Source organism: Spirochaetota bacterium (assembly GCA_038043445.1).
Classification (GTDB): domain Bacteria; phylum Spirochaetota; class Brachyspiria; order Brachyspirales; family JACRPF01; genus JBBTBY01.
In genome coordinates this window covers 15,404-36,966 of the sequence record JBBTBY010000127.1, presented here as the reverse complement: position 1 = coordinate 36,966, position 21,563 = coordinate 15,404, and the positions used below count along the sequence as shown (strand labels likewise).

The window sequence follows — 21,563 nt, the reverse complement described above, 5'->3', positions numbered from 1 at the left end:
CATTTTCGCTGCGGTATCGTCGAATTACAGGACGAATACATGGTATCAGACGAATGTCATCGATAACAGCGCACCGATATCGGTGGTGACGAATTATGTGCACGGCAGCGTAATCGCGGGCACGATAAACATACGCGGTACGAACTACGAGAACTGGTCGGCTATCACGGCGAATGTGCTGTATACGAATGATGGTTTCTATGGCGCTACTGCGGCAACATCGCCGTGGGATTTCGCCTTGAACAGTACGATTTTCACGAATGGTGTGATGAAGTTGGTGCTTATATCTTCGAATGGTGTTGGTTTCACTTATACGAATACGTGGTCGAATTACGTATCAAATGGTACACCTGCGCCGACCATTACGATATCGAGTCCGGCCGCAAATACATGGATAACGAATTCGACCGTTCCAGTATCCGGGGCAGCTGACAGCGGTACGGCCGAGCTTACCGGTGTGTATTTCAGTACCAATGCGACACTTGTGTATAATCCCGCTGGCGGTACGACGACGAATTGGTTGACCAATGTCAATGTGACGGGGTTCCCGATAACCAATGTATTCTACGCAGTGGCAAGCAATGAATTCGGGCTTGTCGTAACGAATTGTCAGACGAATTTCATCGACCTTACAGCGCCGGTCGCCGACATAACGAATATTACCGCACTGCAGTCGATAAGCGGTGTACATATCTTCCGTGGTACGAATTCCGATCTTGAATCCGGGATACTGAGCGTGGTGGTGCAGATAAGCAATGCGGCAGGGGTTGTGACGAATGTGACCGCAACAGCGGCGGGGGGCGATTTTTCCGCGTCGGTGAGCAGCAGTGCGCTCTTGAACGGAGCATATTCGGTGCTCGTTGTCGCGGTCAATAATGCGAATATCATGTCGGTATCGACATCGATACCGATAGTCGTGACCAATCGCAGGGCAACGTCATCGACGGTGGCGATCGTAGCGCCGAACCCGTATCGACCGAACGGAACGGACCCGCGATATGGCGCCGGGCAGCAGTGGGTCATGTTCGCGCCGGTCAGTGCAGGCATGTCGATTGAAATATATACGGTCGATGGTAAACTCATAACCCGGTTCCCTGCCGTGCCGAATGCGGCCGCCGGACATGTCTGGACGGTCCCGCCGCAGCTTGCAAGCGGATTGTATCTGGTACGCTTCCATGGTGCGGGGACGGACAGGACGATAAAATGGCAGGTGATAAAATGATCACGCCGGTCACTGCCGAAGGGGATCCGGAGTGAGCGCCCGGATATGCAGCACCATCCGTGCCGGCGTTCTTTCGATCGCGTTGGCCGCTCCTCTGCTTTCGCAGATCGGTACTACCGGCGTTTCCGGTGTGCGTTTCCTCAGGTTAGAGCCGGATGCGGTCTCTGTCGGGCTCGGTGAAGCGTCGACATCCCATCGTTCCGGTCCGGTCGGTGTGTGGAAGAATCCCGCGGCGCTCGCTGACCTGAAGCTCCCGGAAATGAGCGTATCGTATATGAGGCTTTTCAGCGGCGACCTTGATTATACGGCGATGAGCTTTGCCTATCCATTGCCCGGTATCGGCGTGTTCGGTATTGGCTTGATCGTTCTTCCATATATGCTTTCCCCTTTCAGTATATCGGATACGAATTCTGAATTCGCGTTCGCCGACATCCTTCCGGATAATTTCAGTGCGGATATGTCCCTCGCGGTATCCTACGCGCGCGATCTCGGCTTTCTCACTGCCGGTGTCACGCTGAAATATATCCTCCAGTCGTACAGCGGCGTATCCGCCCATGGCCTTGCCGGGGATGTATCGGTCATGGCGCGGTTCATCAACAATAGATTGGGTGTCGGCTTTTCGGCGTTGAATCTCGGGTTCCCGATGAAATTCGATACGACGGCGTTCACTATGCCGATAACGTTCTCGCTCGGGGCGGACTTTCTTGTGCTCGATGACGCGAGGAACGAGATACGCCTTTTCACCGATATCGATAAATGCATCGATGATGACATCGGTTTTCAGTTCGGCGCCGAGTATGTGTTCGATAAATTCATCGCGGTACGTCTTGGGTATCAGCTCTATACCATACTGAGCATCGGTGCCGGGATACGCCTTCCGTTCGGGTTATCGGTGGATATCGCGGCGACCATGCCGTTCCTGGCATACGGGAACACGAAAATGCTGGCGACGGTGCGCTACTCGTTCCCGGCAGCGGCCTCGAATATCGGGGACGCCGACCGTGGAGATACTGCGGATCGCAACGGCGTAACGAATGTGCTGAGCAATGAGAACGCCGGCAGAACGAACGGGGCGTCGGTATTGGCGGCAGAAACGAACGCCCGTGCCCCGGAGATGACGAATGTGAGAGCGGTTATGGTAACGAATACTCCTGCCCCGGTCCTTACGAACGTTATGGTGCCGACGACCGAAAAAGTGAGAAGCAACATCGTAACGAACGCTGCATTGATCGATCGTATCGTGACCAATGCGGTCACGCCGCGCCTGAACCTGGAGCGATTGAAGCGTATGACGGTAGAGGAGATAATACGTGAAGCGAAAGCGGCGATAGCCCGGAGGGATATGCCCTATGCCCGCGAAGTGATAAAATACGGGCTCTATCGCTGGCCGGACAATGATACGCTGCTTGAGCTTTTCGAGAACGTGTTGAAGTGAGATCCATGACCATCCCCACGTGTTCATTCACGACAGAACGAGGACAGTGAGCATGCCCGTTCGAAGAGATGATCCGCCTGTCACGATAACTTCAATGGCGTTCAAGGAGCAGGGTCTCGGATACCGGATCGAGCCGCATGTCCGTTCATCGATGCAGTGGTATGCCGTTGTGTACGGTGCGGTCGCGATGTCCTGTGCCGGGAGAACGCATCGTCTGACGGCGAACACAGCGATGCTCATACCGCCCGATACGATACGTTCGCCGCGATGCGATGGGCGCTCCCCCGGGTATATCATCGTCGAGTTCATCGATCATTCCCTCTCGCTCGAAAATCGGCTCTGCGTACGGTCGGCCATTTCCGCACCGCTCATCAGTACTTTCCATGCGCTTGTCGATGAACTGAAGGACCCCTCACGACTGCATTCGTCGGACCTTGCGTACGCACTTTTCCTGAGACTTCTCATCGCCGAGGAACGTGCTGCAGCGAAGGGAGAGGCGATCGAGCTTTCAAGCCTCAATAAAACGCGCAAGGACGATCTCGCCGCACGCATCGATCTGTTCCTGACGCGGCGGCTGCATGCAAAGCTTGAGCGAAGCGAGATAGCGCGCGCGTTCGGATTGTCGTCGTCGCACTGCGCGCGGCTCTTCCGCGACGCGACCGGTACGACCATGCATGAGCGGCTGACGGAGCTCCGGATTGAACGGGCGAAACTGCTCCTCCGCGAGGGTACGCAGTCGATATCGGATATCGCGCTTGAGGTCGGTTTCGACTCGTTCAGTCATTTTACGCGTATGTTCCGTTCCCGTGCGGGCGTGCTTCCGTCCGATTATCGTCGTTCGGGCGGCAGGATCTTCAATCGATGAATCGCGCCTTCCGCGCAGTGAGGTTTCGGTATATTCGCTCGTTCTTGTTTCTGCGGCTCAGGCAGGGGTGTAATCCCTACTAATCCACTTGCAAATGTCGGGGTTGTAGTGTATAGTGACCCGATCAGCGGGCGTTTTCTGCCCGGTCTCGAAAGCGTTTGCATTTCCCCGATCGGAGGAAACCATGCGAGTTCCCATTCATTGTATCTCGGTGTTCATCACCGGTGCTTTGCTCTGCACTGCCGCCGAAAAGCCGAGGGACAGGTCCATGCTTGCACAGGGTGCTGAGGTGCTTGCGCAGAAGATCGCCCAGTCGTTCCGGCGCGAGGCGAAAGAGAAATACAAGAACAATATCGCTGTGTTCGAGTTCAGCGTGAACGGGAAATCGGCGAAGGAGAACGGCATAGGCAATGCGTTCACTTCGGTGCTCATTACCGAGATAAAGAAGACCGGCGAGTTCGACGTCATCGACCGTGCGAACCTCGATAAGGCTATGAAGGAGATGGAGCTCGGTCTTTCCGGCGCCGTCGATACGGCAACAGCCGCTCAATTGGGGAAGATCGTCGCTGCGAACCTGCTTCTCAACGGCACGGTATCCGAGGTTGAGAACAATTACATCATCAGCGTTCAGATGACCGAGATAGAGAGCGGGCGCATCATCCTTACCGAAAAGGTGGAGTTCGCGAAAGACAAGCTCAACAATGCGGCGAAGGTGCTGCTCTCGTCGCGGAAATATCCCATTACCGCAGGGTTTCAATCGGCACTGGTCCCCGGGTGGGGGCAGTTCTATAACGATACGCCCATTCAGGGGACGATATGTTTCTCCGCATTCGTTGCAACGGTGGCGAGCGCCGTTACGTTCAAGATACTCGCGGAGCTGAGCTATGCGGAATACACGGATTATAAGAAGTGGGAAGACCCGACGAACATGGCGTATAACCGTCAGCACGCGCTCGATCTCTATAACAACACCGTGCTCTACGATAATATCGCGCTCTTTTCGCTTATCGGCTACGGCGTCGTGTGGCTGTACGCGGTCGTGGATGCCATTGTCATTGCGAGCATCATCTCCGACGATCTTGATAACGCTGCGAAGAACGTTTCGTATTACGACTACCTGCATCGTCCGCGTTTTGCGATCTACCCCGGGGTCAAACCGGGCGATACAAGCGTGCATGCGCAGTTCAGTATCTGTTTTTAACAGGAGGCCGCCAATGAGAAAGCACATCCTCTCGTTCATGCTCATCGCGATGATCGTTCTTGCCGCCGGCTGCAGCCCGCGGCTCAGGAATAATCCGTTCGATTTCGGGAGCACATACAACCGTGATGTGAATGCCGTGTACATTTCCGCCGTGTCGAACATAGTCGCGCTCGATGCCTATTCGGTGACGGTGAAATGGGACAGGAATGTGCAGCCGAATTTCTACGCGTACAGGATATACGGCGGCACATCGTCGACGGTCGATACGACCGTCCCCATGGCGACCATAACGGAAGCTGCGGTCACGACCTATCGGATAGCCGGGTTATCTCCTTTTACACAGTACTATTTCCGTGTCGGTACGGAGAATCGCGCGGGTTATGCGAGCGTATCGTCGGTCATTTCACTGCGTACACCGCCTGCTGCCGGTGGTGTCATATCGCTCAAGGACCCCGCCGTCACCGAGGGGAGCGCAAAGATGTACTGTGTAAGCGCTATCGACGGGTATATGTTCTTCGGATACCGCGGAACACCGTCGCAGTACGGCGGCAAGGGTGTCGGGCGCATACAGAACATGCTCCGCGTGTTCTATCTTCCGTACTGGGTCTATTACGATATCGATGAAAGCGATAATATCATGATACAATATCATGCGAACCCGGTCGATCCCGGAGCGTACGGCCCATGGGACCTTACGTATTCCATCGACTGGGATACGGCCAATTCATCGCTCGATAATGCGATCGGCAGTGTGTTCTATGCGAACGTTCTCGGCGGTGCGAACGCCTATGTGTACTATTCCGATGCGGCGCTCGGGTATCTTTATGTCATGACGAACACGGCATATAATATACTGACGGACTATAACACAAGGAAATACTACTATGCTGATAATGGCTATACCGGCTGGACGACTGACATTACGAATTTCTGGAAGCCGACGCATGTCTACGGCAGCAATGCATGGGTGAATCTCGGAACGTATACCGGTACACCGAGGAAATTCAAGGTGGAATATTCCGCGGCGCAGGATAAGATATATTTTTCAACGTCGTCGTACTCGGGGGGACGTATCTATCTTGCTTCGCCGACCGATTACAAGACCTTCACGAGCACGCTCATCTATTCGAACACGGCGATCGATTATGACGATCTCACATCGTTCGCGGCGGACACGCAGAACGTGTATATCATCGAGCGTACCGCCTGTCGCATGCGCATCAGCAGCATCGCGGGCGGGCAGGATACGATAGTCGGTGATCCGGGGAGCGCCTTCGGGGATTTCAATGCCCCGAGCGACATCGATGTCTATAACGGCGTCATCTTCGTGGCCGATACGCTCAATCACCGCGTACAGATCTTCTCCACGAACGGGCAGTTCATATCATCCATCGGGAGCTTCGGCACGGCGAACAATCAGTTCGATACACCGGTCACGGTGACGGTCACCTCGAACGATACCGGGGCCGGATGGGATGTGTTCCTTCTCGTCGCCGACAAGACAAAGATACGTTATTTCAATATCGATTCGCTTTTTAATTGATCGCGCTTCTGCTACAGGCCGCTGCGTGCAGAGTAGTGAAAGTGGCGGGTGAGCCGCAGAGGAAAAACACGGATGGAATTCGCGTATAAACGCGGACCCGCCGCCGGCATGTTCCGGTATTGACGATATCGATGAGAGGGGTATACTGACACGCGCCCTTCTGATACGGCGCGAAATGATCGATGATTGGAGGTCGTGACAGGGAATGACAAGATATATCTATCTCTTCATTATTTTGTCCGCGTTCTCAGCGCTTTCCTGGGCCGCCGATGGTGCTGCAGCGGTAGAACTGCAATTGCAGAATACCGCAATGCCGCGTGATCTCGAACTGAAAAGAACATCCTACGGAACTCTTGCGGTGAAGGGGTCTTCATCGGTGGAGACGGTCCGTTTCAAGACACCGGAAACGCTGAAAGCCGGGCTCTACCGCCTGTCATTTATCGGCAGCGGACGTATCTATCCATACATAAGTGATCGGTCCGAAGAGCTGGAGCCGTATCGCATTACTACAGGGGCGGCATCGGGAGGCGCGGCGATTGCCACTGCAGTATTTACGTTCATCGATCCGAACTCGCGGGAGAAGCTCGTCGATGAATTGCCGCATCCGGTCTTCCCGGATATTTCCAGCCGCATCGTTACCCGGATATCCGATCGGCTGCTTGCGTTGAAACCCGGCATGGAAATTGGCATCGAATTCCGGTACGGCGGCATCGTGTTCGGGGGGCCGGTACTCCTTCATCCGGCAAGTCCTCCGATCGATATGACAATATCGGCGAACAATGCCCTTCATTGTTTTACGGACAGGTCTCCGCCGCGATTTTTCATCCGTGTGACGAACGCCGGTACGCCGTGGAACGGGAGCATTTCACTTGAGTGGCGCGATGCGGTGGACGGTACATCGAAGCGGGTTACTGTCCCGGCAGCGCTGAATGCGGGTGATGAATTCACATCGACGGCCGAGTTCACTGCGCGCAACGGCGTATATTCGTTGACAGCGACGCTCGGGAACAAGGACGGTGTCATCACGAAGGTGCGGCGAAATTTCAGTTACGGACCGCATATCGATGCGGCATCGCTCCCCGACGACTGGGCGTTCGGTATTCACTGCGCCCCCGGCGATGTCGCCCTTGCGCCTGTCGGATATAAATGGGTACGCGTGCTTCTGGATTGGGGGCGCGATATTGAGGCGAAGGGCAAAGGGCAATTTACCTGGGATAGCATGGATGCCTGCGTATCACAATGCAGGAAAGGGAACAAGCTGCTCTTCGTTCTTGCGGGCACTCCGCGATGGGCTTCATCGAAGAAGGGGGATGACTTTTCGGTCTATCCGCCGGCGAATTGGAGCGATATCAGTGATCTTCTGCGGGTGTTCTGGGGGAGATATGCCCCCGGCGGGAGAACGGATACGGTCGGGGCGATAGAGATATGGAATGAACCGAATGCTGCGGACAGGTCACGCTTTTCCGTACGTGACTACGCGAAACTTGCCGAGGTCGTCTCCACCGCGACGCGCACCTATGCCCCCGGTGTGAAAGTGGTGGGACTTGCAGCAGGCGCCGGACCGAACATGGACTATGTGGCCGGAGCGCTCGCTTCCGGTGCCGGAAAATGGTTGGATGTGGCATCACTGCATCTGTATGAGATCGATACCCCGCGAGGCGTTTCTTCGATCGAGAATCGATGCAAGCTTTTTAATGAAGCGCTCTTTGATCGCGGTCTGACGAGGGATGTGTGGGATACGGAAACCGGTGCGGGGATGGAGATACGCACCGATGGACTTATCACAACGCAGGAGGAGCTCAATGGTATTGCGGCCCGTCACCCGCGTTTCGATGCGGAGGATCCATACCGCATCGGGAACGCATGGCGCCGTCCGTCGGAACGCACGGGGACGGCGTGGATGATCCGTTCCATGCTTCAGAAGCTCGCTCTCGGCGTCGATATGATATTCTCATACTGCTGGGCGGACGATCCGCATGCATGGGTGCACGATGTTCGGGAGGGCGGCAATGTCATGCCGAAGCTCATGATACCGGCGCAGGCGTATCTCAGTTCGCTCTGGAAACGTTACGGCGGACGATATGCCGGTGCGCCGGAGGTCATCTCTGTCACGAGCGGCTACGATGTCCATGCCTTCCGCTTCTTCGGCGGCGACGGTTCATTCATCGCGATATTCGCTCACCCGTCACTGGTCACTGCCGGGACGACCGAACATGCCGTAAAGAGAGCGGGCACCGATGCGGAGAACGTTCGGGCAGAGCGCTGCGATCTGAACCCCTGGCTCCGCATGAAACCGCAGCCGCGTATCCCGGTGACGGTATATACGACCGCCGCTGAGGTGCGGGTGACGGATATGCTCGGCCGCGAGGAGATGACGATGCAGGCGCCTGAGCGCTGTGTGACGATAGATATTTCCGATGAGCCGGTGTATATCATAGAATGATGCATTGTCGGTCAGCATCTGCTGCAGTGCTGTCTTTGCCGAGAACGATGAGAATGAAAGGATGAAGCTATGCGCTTGTTATGCATCAACGGAAGTCCGAGAGATCAAAGTAACACCGGTATTCTTATCGATCATGCGGAAAAACCGTTCCGTGAAGCGGGATGGGATATTGTTCGCTTCGATCTCGGCGGGATGCGGCTTTCCCCGTGCACGGCATGCGGATCGTGCCATACTGCGCATGTATGCGCGATAAAAGATGATATCAACGCGATAACCGATGCATATACAGGTTGCGACGCTGTCATCATCGGTTCGCCGGTCTACTACCGGAATGTCTCGAGTCAATTGAAAATGGTCTTTGACAGGACCTATGTGCATCACAAGGCGCGTCCGCTGACGGGAAAGGTCGGCGGCGCTATCGCCGTGGGGAGCGGCGAGGACGGCGGCCAGAGCATCACCATCGCGATCATCTATAATTATTTTTTGTCGAACGGCATGCTCTGCGTCCCCGGTGAGCTCAACGGCGTAACGGCGCGTGCGGGAGCACCGGGCGATATCATGTCGCAGACGAAGCGGTTGGTGCAGGCGGAAACGCTCGGGCGGAACATTCTTCACTTTGCGACACAGCTCAGAACATGACCGAGCATATGACACATCGGCTCCTTGCGCTCAATAAACCGAAAGGTTATGTCGTCACGCGATCAGATGAGCTCAACCGCAAAACGGTATACGAACTTCTTCCCGAATGGGCGAACACCGACGACTGGATGCCCATCGGGCGTCTCGATATGGATTCCAAGGGGCTCTTGCTGTTCACACGCGATGGAACACTTGCTGACAGGCTCACCACGCCGGGCAATTGCGAAAAGGTCTACGAGATTTGGGTGCGCGGTCATGTGAACGATGAACACATTCGGGCGGCGCTTGCCGGCGTTGAGACACCGGAGGGCCTGTTGAAAGCCGTGCGTGTGGAAAGAAAAGGCGGTGCGGGGCCGAAGACGCGCCTTGAGGTAGAGCTCGATGAAGGGAAGAACCGTCATATCAGGCGGCTCTTCGGCGCGATGACGGATGCAGAGCGCGGCACACCGCTCAAGGTACTCGAGCTTAAGCGCGTTCAGATCGGATGCATAAAGCTCGATCTGCCCTCCGGGAAATGGCGTTTTCTTTCCGACGATGAAGAATCGATACTTCTTTCAGGCGGATAGTTCACATTAGGAAATGAAAAAGAACCACGAAGGCGCTACGTGCACAAAGGGGAATCATCATAGTAGTGTCGATCGAACCCGGCAGGTGGCATCTTCCGATACGATATGCTTCGTGCCTTGGTGCCCTTTGTGGTTACTATATTTTCGCGCATGACTTTCAGGATAATGCGCGATCAAATTCCGATGTGAAATGGAATTCAATATCAGGATAATTCTCCCGGTAGTGATTGAGCATCCATTCCGATTCCGCGAAGAAGACGGTATTCTCATCCTTGTCCGTGCCGATATGGCTGGCCTTGTAGCTCATGAAATCAGCGAGCTGCTTTTCATTCGATGATGTTATCCAGCAGGCCTTGAAAAAGTTGAGCGGTTCGAAACGGCATTTCGCGCCGTATTCATGCTCCAGGCGATAGGTGATGACATCGAACTGGAGACGGCCGACGGTGCCGACCACTTTTCGCCTGCTGCCGGTGAGGAGGAACAGCTGCGCGACCCCTTCGTCGGTGAGCTGTTTAATGCCTTTATCGAGCTGTTTCGCTTTCTCTCCGGTGTGCACGAGTTCCATGAACACTTCCGGCGAGAAATTCGGTATACCCTTGAACGTGAGCGCTTCCCCTTCGGTGAGCGTATCACCTATCTTGAAATTCCCCTTGTCGAAAAGACCGATGACATCGCCGGGATATGCCTCCTCGATGACGTCCTTCTGCTGGCCGAGAAAGCTTGCGGGGTTGGTGAAGCGCAGTTCCGTATCAAGGCGCACATGTTTGTAGAACGCATTGCGCTCGAATCTCCCGGAGCACACGCGGAAGAACGCTATCCTGTCGCGATGGCGAAGGTCGAGGTTCGCATGTATCTTGAAGACGAAGCCGGTGAATGCCCCTTCATCGGGCTGAATGATGCGTGTTTCCGTTTCCCGTGCCGCGGGTGTCGGGGCGATATCGATGAACGCATCGAGCGTTTCCTTTACACCGAAATTGTTGAGCGCACTCCCGAAGAACGTGGGGGCGCTTTCGCCTGAACGATATCGCTCCTTGTTGAACGCGCCGTACACGCCGCGGAGTAGATCGACGTCCTCGCGGAGCTGATCCGCATATTCCTTGCCGACGCGGCTGTCGAGTTCGGGCGATGTGAGATCGGAAACAGCGATCTTGTCTTCCTCTTCGGTGCCCATGTTCGGGCGGAAGAGATGCAGGTTGTTCTCATGAAAACTGTAGACGCCTTTGAACGTGGCCCCGCGGCTTATCGGCCAGCTCATCGGCTGTACTTTTATATCCAATTTCTTCTCGAGCTCATCGATAAGGGCGAAGGGCGATGATCCCTCGCGGTCGAGTTTGTTGATGAAGATTATCACCGGGGTCCTGCGCATCCGGCAGACGTTCATGAGCTTTTCCGTCTGCTCCTCGACGCCCTTGACGCTGTCCACGACGAGTATGACGCTGTCCACAGCGGTAAGCGTGCGGTAGGTGTCCTCTGCGAAATCCTTGTGCCCCGGTGTATCGAGCAGATTTATCTTGAACCCCTTGTATTCAAAGCTCATCACTGCGGATGCCACCGAGATGCCGCGCTGACGCTCTATCTCCATGAAGTCGGAGACGGTCGCGCTCTTTATCTTCTTCGATTTTACCGCGCCGGCTATCTGTATCGCGCCGGCGAACAAGAGGAGCTTTTCCGTAAGCGTTGTCTTCCCGGCATCCGGGTGGCTTATTATCGCGAATGTCCTTCGTTTTTCTATCTCTTCAATAAGTGACATGGTCCCGCCGTTGTTGTCATTGCGCGGGGATTATACATGGCCCTTCGGCAGTGTCAATGATTTTTTGTTCTTGTGGACACAAACTGGCATGCTGATATACAATGTCATCCCATGCGCCTGAAAGACGATGTAATATTTATCCCGTCACCTCACGGGATGATACGCGACGGCGCTACCTGTAAGTTCCTTCTCGCCATGCGCGATGGCTGTGTCGTCGAATCCGTGGTCATACCGATGAAGCGGTATAAAAGCCTCTGCGTGTCTTCGCAGGTGGGCTGCGCCATGGGCTGCCGGTTCTGCCAAACGGCACGCATGGGATTTGTTCGGGACCTCACCGCCGAAGAGATCGTTTCTCAGGTATCATCCGCGCGGATACACTTGAAAGAGAACGTCCGCAATGTTGTGTTCATGGGTATGGGTGAACCGCTCGCGAATCTCGACAATGTGCTTGACGCGGTGCGCATGCTCAATGACGGACGCGGCGCGAACATACCGCAGACGAATATCATGATCAGTACGATGGGGCATGTCCCGGGACTTATGCGTCTTGCCGGCTTCGCGAAGGATATCCCGCCGAAGGGTTTTTCCAATCTGCGTATCGCGGTGAGCATCAATGCCCCGAACGATGAGCTGCGCACAAGGCTCATGCCGCGTAATACAATGTGGCCTATGGCTGAAATAAAACGTGCGTTACTCGCATATCCTCGGAGCAGGAAGGACACGAAATTCATCATTGAATATGTCCTCATTGCCGGGGTGAATGACAGGCCGGAACATGCGCGGGAATTATGCGGATATCTCAGCGGAATACCGGCCGAGGTGAATCTTATCCCGTTCAATCCCATCACGGATGTGTCATGGACAGCACCGACGGTCGGGGCGGCGGAGGAGTTCTGGCGCACGGTACGGGAGGCGGGCATGCCATGCCGTACACGATGGCCAAAGGGCGTACGTGCCATGGCTGCCTGCGGGCAATTAGGCGTATGCGGATTGGTGGATCGGAAAAAATAGTATATACTGACCGCCGTAGCAATAATACCCGGGATGCACAATGATCAGACTGAACGATGTTTCGCTCGTGACATATGAAGGAAGGGTGATACTGAGCGATATCACCTGGCATATCGCCCCGGGCGAGCATTGGGTCATTTTCGGACGCAATGGTTCCGGTAAAACGAAGCTCATAGAGATGATAGCCGGGTATCAGTGGCAGACACGCGGGACTATCGCACGATTCGGCGAGGAACACGGCGATGTACGTGAGATACGAAAGCGTATCGGCTATATATCGTCGATGTTAAAGACACGCTTCCACCTGGCTGACAGCGTGCGCGATGTCGTGCTCACCGGCATCTTCGCCTCACTGTCGCTCTATGACGAAGTGACCGCAGAGCAGATCGATGAGGCAGAGCGCCTCCTTCGTCTCGTCGGCCTTGACGACCGCAGGGGAGAGCGGTTCGGCATACTTTCGGATGGCGAAAAGCAGAAAGTGCTCATCGCTCGTGCGCTCATCGCGCATCCATCGCTCATCCTTTTCGACGAGCCGGCCATGGGCCTCGATATCGGCTCGCGGGAGGAACTGCTCCTTTCCATCGAAACAGCGGCCCGCGAATCGAACGTTTCCGTCGTCATGGTGACGCATCATACGGAAGAGATAACGCCGTTCTTCACGAACGCGCTTGTCATTGAGAACGGGCGCATCGCCTTCTCCGGCGCGCCGAAGGAAATGATGGACGATGACATGCTCTCGTGTCTTTTCGGCCGGGGCGTGCGCGTGACGCCGATAGACGGCAGGTACTACATCTCGATGCAGGGGAAGGGATGATGGCGAAGATAAAACTTGACCTGCATGACATTTTCAATAAAGGTCGGTGTATCGCAGAAGAGGATGCTATGGCGTTTCACTGTTGCCGGATGCCGCCGCCGCGTCGTGAAAGGCATGCCCAGGTGTATTGAGCATCAGCACCGAGCCCAAAGGAATATCGCCGGATATCTCTCTGTATAGTCGCGTGAGAAGCGACCCAATGGAAATGTTATTGATGATGGAGTGGCCGCTCACATCGACACCGGTCTCGGCGATGACGGCACCGGAGCCGTCGCCGGTGAGGTTGTTCCCGCTGATCGTTATCTGCGGGGTTGTCGTCGCATAGTTCAATTCGATGGCGCATTCCCATGGTCCGCCCCATTTATTGTTGGAGATAGAGCAATTGATGATGCTCACCGGGGTGCTGTCGATAAGTATGACGGCACCGCCGCCGCCCCCGCCGGTACCCCGGTTGCCTGCACAGATGATGTTGTCCAGAACGATATTCCCGCTCGTGACGACGGCGATCCCGCCGGTGCCGCTCTGTCCGCGATTGCTCTGTATCGTGACCTTCGCTATCAATATATTCGTGCTGTTCTCGAGATATATCCCCGCTCCGGTGGATGCCGTATTATTGCTTATGATGATGTTGGACAAGAGCACCGAATGTGTTCCCCTGACATATATCCCTCCGCCTGCTGCAGCGGTCATGGAGGCTCGTATCACGAAACCATCGCAGCTGACCGAGTGAATGTCCGCAATGGAAATGATGCGTCCGCTTCCGCCGCCGTCAAGTTCGCTGTAACTCCCGGCGATGCGGAGCACGAAATTCGTTTCGCAGCCTCCGATGAGATTGACGGTGCCGGTGTTCACGAGTATGCCGTCCGCTCCGGCGTCCATACCGCCGTTCACGCGGGAGTATATGCCTTTCGCGATGAATATGTTCGATCGGCCTGTTTCCGCCGCGCGGCGTACCCCCACGTTTATGTTCTTTACCGGTGATGATGTTGCGATGCCGCTGTTCGCGTCGTTCCCGAGCGATGAAACATAGACGCCGTCACCGGGGAGGAGCGTTACCCCGGGCGGGGCTTTGCCTTTTTTCGCCCAGTACTCAAGGGCTTTCGTCTTAAGTCCGCCCTGCTCTATGATCCCAGAGGTTTTGCCCCGAAACAAGTCCGTTGCCGGAAGGGGCATGCTGGCAAACAGCATGAGTGAGAGGAAGATCGATCGTATCATTGTTGTCCCCTAGAACGAAAATCGTATACCGAACCCCAGTTGCGGGATGATGGCGATATTATCCAGAAAAACGAAGGAGCATGAACTTATCACATAGAGATTAAAAGCTCCGATGAGGAGCTCCGGTGTCAGCTCGAAACTGCCATGCAGGTAATCGTCGATGGCAAGAACGTTATATCCGGCTTTGAGTCGTACGGAGAGCTGGAACACCGTCAGGTCGATCACCTCGTACACCGCCTGTAAATTGGCGTTAAAGAGCAGTGCGTCGTACTTCGCATCGAGTATCGAGACGTCCCCGCTGTAATCAAAACCGATGCCTGCCCCGAAACCGAAGCGGCCGATGCCGGGAATGACAGGACGGAACAATGCATAGGCGCTTGCGATATAACCATTGAGCCCTTCGACGCCGACAAGGAAGTAATTGTTCGTGTCCGGTGATCGTTCGGTGTTCGGTCTTTCCTTCATGGCGATGAGCCTGCGCTCGTATGCAGCTTCGCTCTCGGCACGGTTCATTTCCGGGAACATGCCGCGGAACACGACGAGGTTCGCTTCTTTCGCCTTCGTCATGAACGCTATCGCTTTATCGGCATTGCCCAGGGCCACCTGGCACAGCGAATTGATGATGTAGTACTGCACGAGCGCTGCCGCTTCGAACTGCGAGGCATTGAGCCGCGATAATCTTTCCTCGGCGCGTGCCGGTTCATTACGCTTAACGAGGAGGAACGCCTGCAGGAGGCGATAGGGCGGTGCTTCCTCGCCTTTGAGGATTTCTTCGGCCGGCGGTAGGATATCGGCGGAGATGTATACCTCGGCGAGCTTCAGACGGTTGTAATCCTTGCCGGGGAAATTCTGCACAGACTTGACGAGATAGTGTATCTTCTTTTCAAGTGTGTCGATACGCTCAGCCGCGTTAAAGAATTTATCGATCTCGGTGTCGATCATGACCTCGTGGATATGGGATTTTTCCAGCGTGACCGGGGTGCCGTCCTTCTCGTAGGTGATGTCATCGGCGGTCTGTCTGGTGATGATGCAGTCAATGACGGTGCCGTCCGTAAGGATTATCCTGTCATGGGCGTCCGCGGCCATCGCCATAAGCAGCACAAGCGCAAGCACCGGGACGAATGTACTCGATGATGTGCTTTCCTTACTCATGCTTAAAGCTAATAATATGCGTGCTCGTGTCAAGGAGGGCGTCCATCAAGACGTTTTAAGAATGCTGCGGCATTGCCTTTCATGATATTTTTGTTACCATGGGCTGATATAAAATAGAAGAAGATCGTTTGGCGCACGGGAGTATATCATGGTAGAGATAACGCATAAGGGCGAGCCGATACGGACGGTCGGTATACTCCCTGCGGTCGGTTCGAAGGCCCCGGATATTTCGCTCACCGCCGAGGACCTCTCCGACAGGAAATTGTCCGATTTTCACGGCAAAACCGTTGTCCTGAACATTTTTCCGAGCATCGATACGTCGGTGTGCGCTGCATCGGTGCGGAGATTCAATGCCGAAGCCGCGTCCCGTCCGAACACGGCGGTGCTCTGCATATCCGATGACCTGCCGTTCGCCATGAAGCGTTTTTGCACGGCCGAGGGTCTGATCAATGTCATTACGCTTTCGGAAATGCATGACCGCGGTTTCGGCGAGATGTATGGAGTACGCATCATAAGCGGCAAGCTCAAAGGGATACTATCCCGGGCCGTGGTGGTCATCGACCCGGCGGGTATCATCACCTATACCGAGCAGGTCCCGGAGATAGCAGAGGAGCCGGACTATGCCAAAGCGCTTGCCGCAGTGTCGAAGAAATAGCGCGGATCGCTTGACACAGAACCGATGGGGGATTGACGATATAACGAAGAGGGGTATACTTAATTTCATGCGTGCGCCTATGGCGCAGCCGCTATGGGCGGGCGGACATGAGAAAAAAATACAAACTACTATCTCTCTTAGTGCCTTTGTGGTTTCTTTTCTCCTGCATTCCCCAAACGTCCGTGGTCGAAGCGGATATCCCGATACGCGACTACGCAGCCGGCCGTTTTGACCCGAGCACGAACGGATATTTCGTCGATATACGCACCCTCGGTATTCCCGCGCAGGGCAGACAGATGCTCCGCCGTGAGGCGGCGGAAGCGCTCAAGCGCATGCGCGATGACCTTGCGAAAGATATGCCGTTCATGCCGTTCATCGTACTGAGCGCAACGCGCACCTTCGACGACCAAAAACGCATCTGGGATAATAAATTCAACGGCAGGACGCGTGTCGGCGGGCTCGATCTTTCGAAAGCCGTTCCCGATGAGCGGGAACGTGCGTTTCGCATTCTGGAATTTTCATCCATGCCGGGGACATCGCGTCATCACTGGGGTACCGATGTCGATATCAACGCCCTCAACAATGACTACTTCCGTTCCGGCAAGGGAAAGAGGCTCCATGTCTGGCTCGTGAAGCATGCCGCTCGGTACGGTTTCTGTCAGCCCTATTCGGCAGGACGCGCTGCGGGATATGCCGAGGAGCGGTGGCATTGGTCGTATATGCCCATCGCCGGGAAGATGCAGAAGTGCTGGAACGATGCGTACGGCAGAACGCCGTCGTTATTGCTCAAGCAAACATCGTTCGCCGGTGCAGAAGCGTCCATCGATCGTGCGCCGTTCTATGTGAACGCCGTCGCACAATGCCCTAGCGTACCGGCGCGATAAGGTGTCTGAGATAGAACGCATTCGCCATCTGCTCATTGCCCGCGGCCGAAAGCTCGCCGAGCGTGATGGAGAGTGAGTGCCCGAAGCGGTCATCCGCTCGCAGAAGGTTCGCGCGCGACAGCATGCCGACGGCGCGGTCCGCATGCACGGGGCCGATGGCGATGATCTCATCAGCAGCGGAGAGCGATGCGCGTGCGGCAGCGTCGATGACCGATGCGGAAAGTTCGTCCGAGCGCGGGAGCGCTTCAGCGGCATCGAGGAGCGCTTCGGTGATAATGTGATGATACACGGTCTTCGCATTGTGCGGGTCCGCGTACCGCCCGTTCACCATTAGCCCCGGGATGAGCCCGTAGGTAAGCTTTTTTGCGAGTATCGTGCGTGTCCTTTCTTCAGGTGCAGCACGGTAGAGCTCCGCGAGGAACGATATGGAAAATGCGTTATAGTTCCAGTTGGGACATACGGGCGTTCTTTCAAGTGCATCGCGCGAGCGTTTTGCCGCCGCGAGATATCGTTCGTCGCTCTGCGTGCGATACGCGAGGACGACAGCGCGTGCAGCGAGACCGTTATCGAACTGCAACCCCCCGTCCAGCGCCCCGCTGTCGTCGAGTATCCATCCACGCTCAATAATGATGCGCGCACTATTGCGTTTCGCTTCGTCTACGGCGAGCGACGCCCTTTTGATGAGGAGATCCGATGATGCGTTGTCATAGGGGATGCCGAATATGCCGTTCGCTCCCTGTACACTGACGAGCGCATCCGCCGCCGTGCAGAGCTCGGGTATGAGCGGCGCGCTTTCATCCATCGATGAAGCGGCGATGAGCGCAGAGAGTTCGAGTAAGAGGCCTGCTGCGATGCGCAACTTATCTTTTTTCCGTATGGATACCGCTACGCGCGTTCCCGCATCGAGCATTGCGCTGCGGCGCGTATCGAGGAGGCGTTTTGCTTCCGCTTCCACATTGCCGGAAAAGCGCGGCGCGTTCTTTCGTATGAGCAGCCCCGCCTCCGGTTTCCCCGCTTCGGAACCAAGCAACGTTACCGTTCTTTTCACAAGGTTATTAATTGTGCGCATATCCTCGTTTTTCATGGCCGTATGCATTTCTTTTCCTATCGATGAAAGGCCCTTTTTCTGCTCGTCGCTCAGCCGTGCGGAAGGCTGCATGTTCATGCCCCGCGCGGAAAGCCGTTCTGCCAGGTAGGAAAGTATTCTCCCCGTGGAAGCAAAGTCCTTGGCTGCATATGATTTCTTTGCTTCAGCGAAATGCGTTTTCAGTTCGCGCTTTTCGCTCTCGTCATCGATCGCGGCTATCCCCTTCTCGACGGACTGAGCGCGTGTCCCTATCTGCGTATAGCCGATATCGCCGGTGGGGTAGCTCTGATAGTCGACATCCGCGCGTAGCGGAGATGAAGTCATTACAGCAAGAAAAACCAGCATGAGCGAACGCATGGCAGTGGTCATGATATCTCCTAAAAGCGGCAACAATGAGTGAATACTATCGTGCCATGAAAATATGTAAAGTATGGAGAGTGAAAAGATCTTGAATATCAATAGGGGAGAAAACCACGAAGACGCAAAGGGAAAGCACGGACAAGTGCTCAACTGACACGGCGAGTCGATGATCTGTAGATGATCAATCCCTATATCATAGTCGATTTTCTTAGTGCCTTGGTGTCTTCGTGGCCGTCACTCTGCGCAATCGCGTGATGCCATGTACGAAATCGCCGGAATGATGTATGATGAACGTATGAATATTAAAAAATGGCTCCCGCTCGCTCTTTTTGCGGTCATCGTCATTTTATTCTTCGTCGTGCCGATGGCGAGGCGTAAAACTGTCGATGTGCAGACGCGTCATATCGCCACCCTGTTCCGTGACGATGAATTCGCAAGCCAATATACGTTCGTTACCGGCGCATTCGGCCTTTCCGATCGGGAGAAAGCGGTGCTGAGACTCGGCTATTTCATGAACTATGCGGCGTTCTTCCCATTGTCAAAGAACGATTCGCATGCGCTCATATCGATACTTTCCGAGAACCTCACCGCCGCCGGGTGTGCCTCCATGGCGAAAGAACCCGGAGCGATGCTGAAGTCGAAAAGACCGGGCATGTCGAACGACTACACGGTATTGTTCTCGCGTTTCGAGGTGAAGCTCCTCGCTGCCCTTGCGACGAACAGGGAGCAGTACCGGCTCGGCGATGCGCTGTGGCATTTGTCCTATGCTGTCCAGTTGAGGGAGATGATGCCTGAAGGATACCGGGCCGTGCTTGAGACGAGCACGAATGCGGGCATACGGGATATCGTATCGGCGTATCGCGGGCTTGCGACGGGAACGAATACGAGATCGGCGGTAAAGACGCTCATTCGCGGCTATGTGGCAGAGTAAAGAATACACATCGGAGGTTCTTATGATAGTCATTGTCGCGCAATTCACGGTGCTTCCCGGAAAGATCGATGCGCTCATCGATGAGGTGAAGCCGATGATAGAGGCGACGCGCAGGGAAGCGGGATGTATCGATTATATCCTGCATCAGGACGTGAAGGTCCCGGAGAATTTCGCCTTCATCGAACATTGGGAGGATCAGGCCTCTGTCGATGCGCATATGGCGTCGGCGCATTTCAAGGCGATAGTGCCGAAGCTCAATGCGCTCCGTACGGCGCCGTCGGTGGTCCATTTCTATAAGCCGCTCTGACCCGAAATAACGCAAATCTTCTCCGAAGATGCGCAACGCCGATGAAGTATCACATTCATATACTGTATGCGGTCGCATTGATCATGCGATACGTCAAGTGAAACGGTGGAGCATGTATGAGCACATATGATGTAGCAGCGTTCGTGTGGCCGTCCTATCACCCCGATCCCCGGGCGAAGATCTTCTGGCCCATGGGTATCGGCGAATGGGAGACCGTGATGAAGAACGCGCCCAAGTACGAGGGGCATGAACAGCCGCGCTTCCCGCTCTGGGGCTATGTGAACGAGGCCGATCCGTATGTGATGGAAATGCAGATAGAGGCGGCGGTCGATCACGGTGTCAATGTGTTCATCTACGATTGGTATTGGTATGACGGCATGCCATTCCTTGAGGGCTGTCTCAATGACGGTTTTCTCAAGGCGAAGAACAACAGCAAGATGAAATTCTATCTCATGTGGGCCAATCATGATGTTGGCCTCGGCTGGGATAAGCGCAATGCGGACGATGCTTTCATGCATAAAAATAAGTCCCTGATATGGAAGGGCGGCGTCGACAGACAGGAATTCGAGATCATCGTCAAGAGGACGATAGAAAAATACTTTTCACATCCTTCCTACTATAAGATCGATGGAAAGCCGGTATACATGCTCTACGATCTCAATACGTTCATGAAAGGGCTCGGCGGTATTGATGAGGCGATGTCGGCGCTTCTCTGGTTCCGCGACGAAGTGAAGAAGGCGGGATTCCCGGGGCTCGACCTGCAGCTCTCAATGCGCAAGGACAGCGACAGATCGCTTTCCGGTGTTCCGGGCGACAATGTCGGTACGCAGAAGGACGTCGTTGAGAAACTCGCCTTTGATTCTCTTACCCATTATCAGTTCTGTCATTTCACAGATGTGAACCGGGATTATAACGAAGCGGTGAAGGATGCCGTGAATGACTGGAATGCGATCGATAAGAAATATTCAGCACCGTATTATCCGCATGTAAGCGTAGGCTGGGACTCAAGCCCGCGTACCTTCAATGTGAAGGGCTCTATCATCAAGAACAATACGCCGGCGAATTTTGAGGCGGCTCTCCGCAAGGCGAAGGAGTACATCGATGCGCACCCGAAACAGGCGCCGCTTATCACGGTGAACAGCTGGAATGAGTGGACGGAGACGAGCTATCTTGAGCCGTGTACGATGTATGGATATGGATATCTTGAGGCGGTGAAGCATGTGTTTACAGATTCGCGCGAGGGTGGGGTATGAAACTGTCGCTGTGTACCCGAAAAAACGCAAATCATTTCCGATTATCCGCAACACCGGATCTTGATCCCTTTCATATACTACTTGCTGCCGCTGAAAATGGTATCACTTGATCCGCAGTGAAAGTGATGCTCCGGGGATGAAGCACTGATGTGTCGGCAAAGATGTTCCATCCTCGCATGAGCCGAGGGGTCGTATGGGCAGAAACAATTTCACTTTTCTACTTCTATTTT

Annotated in this window: 19 protein-coding genes; 15 read left to right on the top strand and 4 right to left on the bottom strand. The window is 54.9% G+C overall.

Features of this window, described 5'->3' with window-relative positions:
- From AABZ39_17135 to AABZ39_17100, 8 genes are all read left to right on the top strand, one after another.
- Positions 1–1,222, top strand: a 1,222-nt coding sequence (locus tag AABZ39_17135; GenBank protein MEK6796505.1) for a hypothetical protein, incomplete at its 5' end; no start/stop codon positions are given.
- Positions 1,223–1,253: 31 nt separating this feature from the next.
- Complete coding sequence (locus AABZ39_17130) at positions 1,254–2,657, top strand: PorV/PorQ family protein (protein ID MEK6796504.1); 1,404 nt, start codon at positions 1,254–1,256, stop codon at positions 2,655–2,657.
- 52 nt (positions 2,658–2,709) lie between these two features.
- Entirely contained in the window at positions 2,710–3,522 is an 813-nt protein-coding gene (locus AABZ39_17125) for an AraC family transcriptional regulator (GenBank protein ID MEK6796503.1), read from the top strand.
- A gap of 184 nt (positions 3,523–3,706) precedes the next feature.
- Positions 3,707–4,723: a FlgO family outer membrane protein gene (locus AABZ39_17120; GenBank protein MEK6796502.1), complete on the top strand. Its 1,017-nt coding sequence runs from the start codon at positions 3,707–3,709 to the stop codon at positions 4,721–4,723.
- 13 nt (positions 4,724–4,736) lie between these two features.
- A complete protein-coding gene (locus tag AABZ39_17115; protein MEK6796501.1) occupies positions 4,737–6,266 on the top strand; it encodes a fibronectin type III domain-containing protein in 1,530 nt (509 codons plus the stop codon).
- Positions 6,267–6,471: 205 nt separating this feature from the next.
- Positions 6,472–8,709: a hypothetical protein gene (locus tag AABZ39_17110; protein MEK6796500.1), complete on the top strand. Its 2,238-nt coding sequence runs from the start codon at positions 6,472–6,474 to the stop codon at positions 8,707–8,709.
- Between the two features lie 69 nt (positions 8,710–8,778).
- Positions 8,779–9,348: a flavodoxin family protein gene (locus AABZ39_17105; GenBank protein ID MEK6796499.1), complete on the top strand. Its 570-nt coding sequence runs from the start codon at positions 8,779–8,781 to the stop codon at positions 9,346–9,348.
- 8 nt (positions 9,349–9,356) lie between these two features.
- Entirely contained in the window at positions 9,357–9,914 is a 558-nt protein-coding gene (locus AABZ39_17100; protein MEK6796498.1) for a pseudouridine synthase, read from the top strand.
- A gap of 157 nt (positions 9,915–10,071) precedes the next feature.
- Here AABZ39_17100 and AABZ39_17095 read toward each other — a convergent pair whose 3' ends face one another.
- The gene (locus AABZ39_17095; protein MEK6796497.1) at positions 10,072–11,664 is read right to left on the bottom strand and encodes a peptide chain release factor 3; all 1,593 of its coding nucleotides are present in this window, start codon (positions 11,662–11,664) and stop codon (positions 10,072–10,074) included.
- Between the two features lie 111 nt (positions 11,665–11,775).
- On the opposite strand from AABZ39_17095, the gene rlmN reads away from it, so the two are divergent.
- Both rlmN and AABZ39_17085 read left to right on the top strand, forming a co-directional pair.
- Entirely contained in the window at positions 11,776–12,675 is a 900-nt protein-coding gene (gene rlmN / locus AABZ39_17090) for a 23S rRNA (adenine(2503)-C(2))-methyltransferase RlmN (protein MEK6796496.1), read from the top strand.
- Between the two features lie 40 nt (positions 12,676–12,715).
- A complete protein-coding gene (locus AABZ39_17085) occupies positions 12,716–13,489 on the top strand; it encodes an ATP-binding cassette domain-containing protein (GenBank protein ID MEK6796495.1) in 774 nt (257 codons plus the stop codon).
- A 66-nt stretch (positions 13,490–13,555) separates the two neighbouring features.
- On the opposite strand, the gene AABZ39_17080 is transcribed toward AABZ39_17085, so the two are convergent.
- Positions 13,556–14,704, bottom strand: coding sequence for a right-handed parallel beta-helix repeat-containing protein (locus tag AABZ39_17080; GenBank protein ID MEK6796494.1), 1,149 nt, complete (start codon positions 14,702–14,704; stop codon positions 13,556–13,558).
- Positions 14,705–14,713: 9 nt separating this feature from the next.
- On the bottom strand, positions 14,714–15,856 hold the full coding sequence (locus AABZ39_17075) for a hypothetical protein (GenBank protein ID MEK6796493.1): 1,143 nt from the start codon (positions 15,854–15,856) through the stop codon (positions 14,714–14,716).
- A gap of 148 nt (positions 15,857–16,004) precedes the next feature.
- Between AABZ39_17075 and tpx the strand changes: the two genes are divergently transcribed.
- Positions 16,005–16,511 carry a thiol peroxidase gene (gene tpx / locus AABZ39_17070; protein MEK6796492.1) on the top strand — a complete coding sequence of 169 codons (507 nt, stop codon included), beginning with the start codon at positions 16,005–16,007 and terminating at the stop codon, positions 16,509–16,511.
- A 182-nt stretch (positions 16,512–16,693) separates the two neighbouring features.
- Positions 16,694–17,395, top strand: coding sequence for a M15 family metallopeptidase (locus AABZ39_17065; protein MEK6796491.1), 702 nt, complete (start codon positions 16,694–16,696; stop codon positions 17,393–17,395).
- Here AABZ39_17065 and AABZ39_17060 read toward each other — a convergent pair.
- Positions 17,376–18,851, bottom strand: a complete 1,476-nt coding sequence (locus AABZ39_17060) for a hypothetical protein (GenBank protein ID MEK6796490.1) — start codon at positions 18,849–18,851, stop codon at positions 17,376–17,378. The two genes, AABZ39_17065 and AABZ39_17060, sit on opposite strands and share 20 nt — an antisense overlap.
- 286 nt (positions 18,852–19,137) lie before the next feature.
- On the opposite strand from AABZ39_17060, the gene AABZ39_17055 reads away from it, so the two are divergent.
- The 3 genes from AABZ39_17055 (at position 19,138) to AABZ39_17045 (ending at position 21,333) form a co-directional block, all read left to right on the top strand.
- A complete protein-coding gene (locus tag AABZ39_17055) occupies positions 19,138–19,773 on the top strand; it encodes a hypothetical protein (GenBank protein ID MEK6796489.1) in 636 nt (211 codons plus the stop codon).
- A 22-nt stretch (positions 19,774–19,795) separates the two neighbouring features.
- Positions 19,796–20,080 (top strand): putative quinol monooxygenase, encoded by a 285-nt coding sequence (locus AABZ39_17050; protein MEK6796488.1) that lies wholly within the window; start codon positions 19,796–19,798, stop codon positions 20,078–20,080.
- Between the two features lie 116 nt (positions 20,081–20,196).
- Positions 20,197–21,333, top strand: coding sequence for a glycoside hydrolase family 99-like domain-containing protein (locus tag AABZ39_17045; protein ID MEK6796487.1), 1,137 nt, complete (start codon positions 20,197–20,199; stop codon positions 21,331–21,333).
- Positions 21,334–21,563: the final 230 nt, after the last annotated feature.

Excerpts from the sequence above, each read along its gene's own strand:
- AABZ39_17125 (MEK6796503.1), top strand. The coding sequence starts at position 2,710 with ATGCCCGTTCGAAGAGATGATCCGCCTGTCACGATAACTTCAATGGCG.
- AABZ39_17120 (MEK6796502.1), top strand. The coding sequence starts at position 3,707 with ATGCGAGTTCCCATTCATTGTATCTCGGTGTTCATCACCGGTGCTTTG.
- AABZ39_17115 (MEK6796501.1), top strand. The coding sequence starts at position 4,737 with ATGAGAAAGCACATCCTCTCGTTCATGCTCATCGCGATGATCGTTCTT.
- AABZ39_17110 (MEK6796500.1), top strand. The coding sequence starts at position 6,472 with ATGACAAGATATATCTATCTCTTCATTATTTTGTCCGCGTTCTCAGCG.
- AABZ39_17105 (MEK6796499.1), top strand. The coding sequence starts at position 8,779 with ATGCGCTTGTTATGCATCAACGGAAGTCCGAGAGATCAAAGTAACACC.
- AABZ39_17100 (MEK6796498.1), top strand. The coding sequence starts at position 9,357 with ATGACACATCGGCTCCTTGCGCTCAATAAACCGAAAGGTTATGTCGTC.
- AABZ39_17095 (MEK6796497.1), bottom strand. The coding sequence starts at position 11,664 with ATGTCACTTATTGAAGAGATAGAAAAACGAAGGACATTCGCGATAATA.
- rlmN (MEK6796496.1), top strand. The coding sequence starts at position 11,776 with ATGCGCCTGAAAGACGATGTAATATTTATCCCGTCACCTCACGGGATG.
- AABZ39_17085 (MEK6796495.1), top strand. The coding sequence starts at position 12,716 with ATGATCAGACTGAACGATGTTTCGCTCGTGACATATGAAGGAAGGGTG.
- AABZ39_17080 (MEK6796494.1), bottom strand. The coding sequence starts at position 14,704 with ATGATACGATCGATCTTCCTCTCACTCATGCTGTTTGCCAGCATGCCC.
- AABZ39_17075 (MEK6796493.1), bottom strand. The coding sequence starts at position 15,856 with ATGAGTAAGGAAAGCACATCATCGAGTACATTCGTCCCGGTGCTTGCG.
- tpx (MEK6796492.1), top strand. The coding sequence starts at position 16,005 with ATGGTAGAGATAACGCATAAGGGCGAGCCGATACGGACGGTCGGTATA.
- AABZ39_17060 (MEK6796490.1), bottom strand. The coding sequence starts at position 18,851 with ATGACCACTGCCATGCGTTCGCTCATGCTGGTTTTTCTTGCTGTAATG.
- AABZ39_17055 (MEK6796489.1), top strand. The coding sequence starts at position 19,138 with ATGAATATTAAAAAATGGCTCCCGCTCGCTCTTTTTGCGGTCATCGTC.
- AABZ39_17050 (MEK6796488.1), top strand. The coding sequence starts at position 19,796 with ATGATAGTCATTGTCGCGCAATTCACGGTGCTTCCCGGAAAGATCGAT.
- AABZ39_17045 (MEK6796487.1), top strand. The coding sequence starts at position 20,197 with ATGAGCACATATGATGTAGCAGCGTTCGTGTGGCCGTCCTATCACCCC.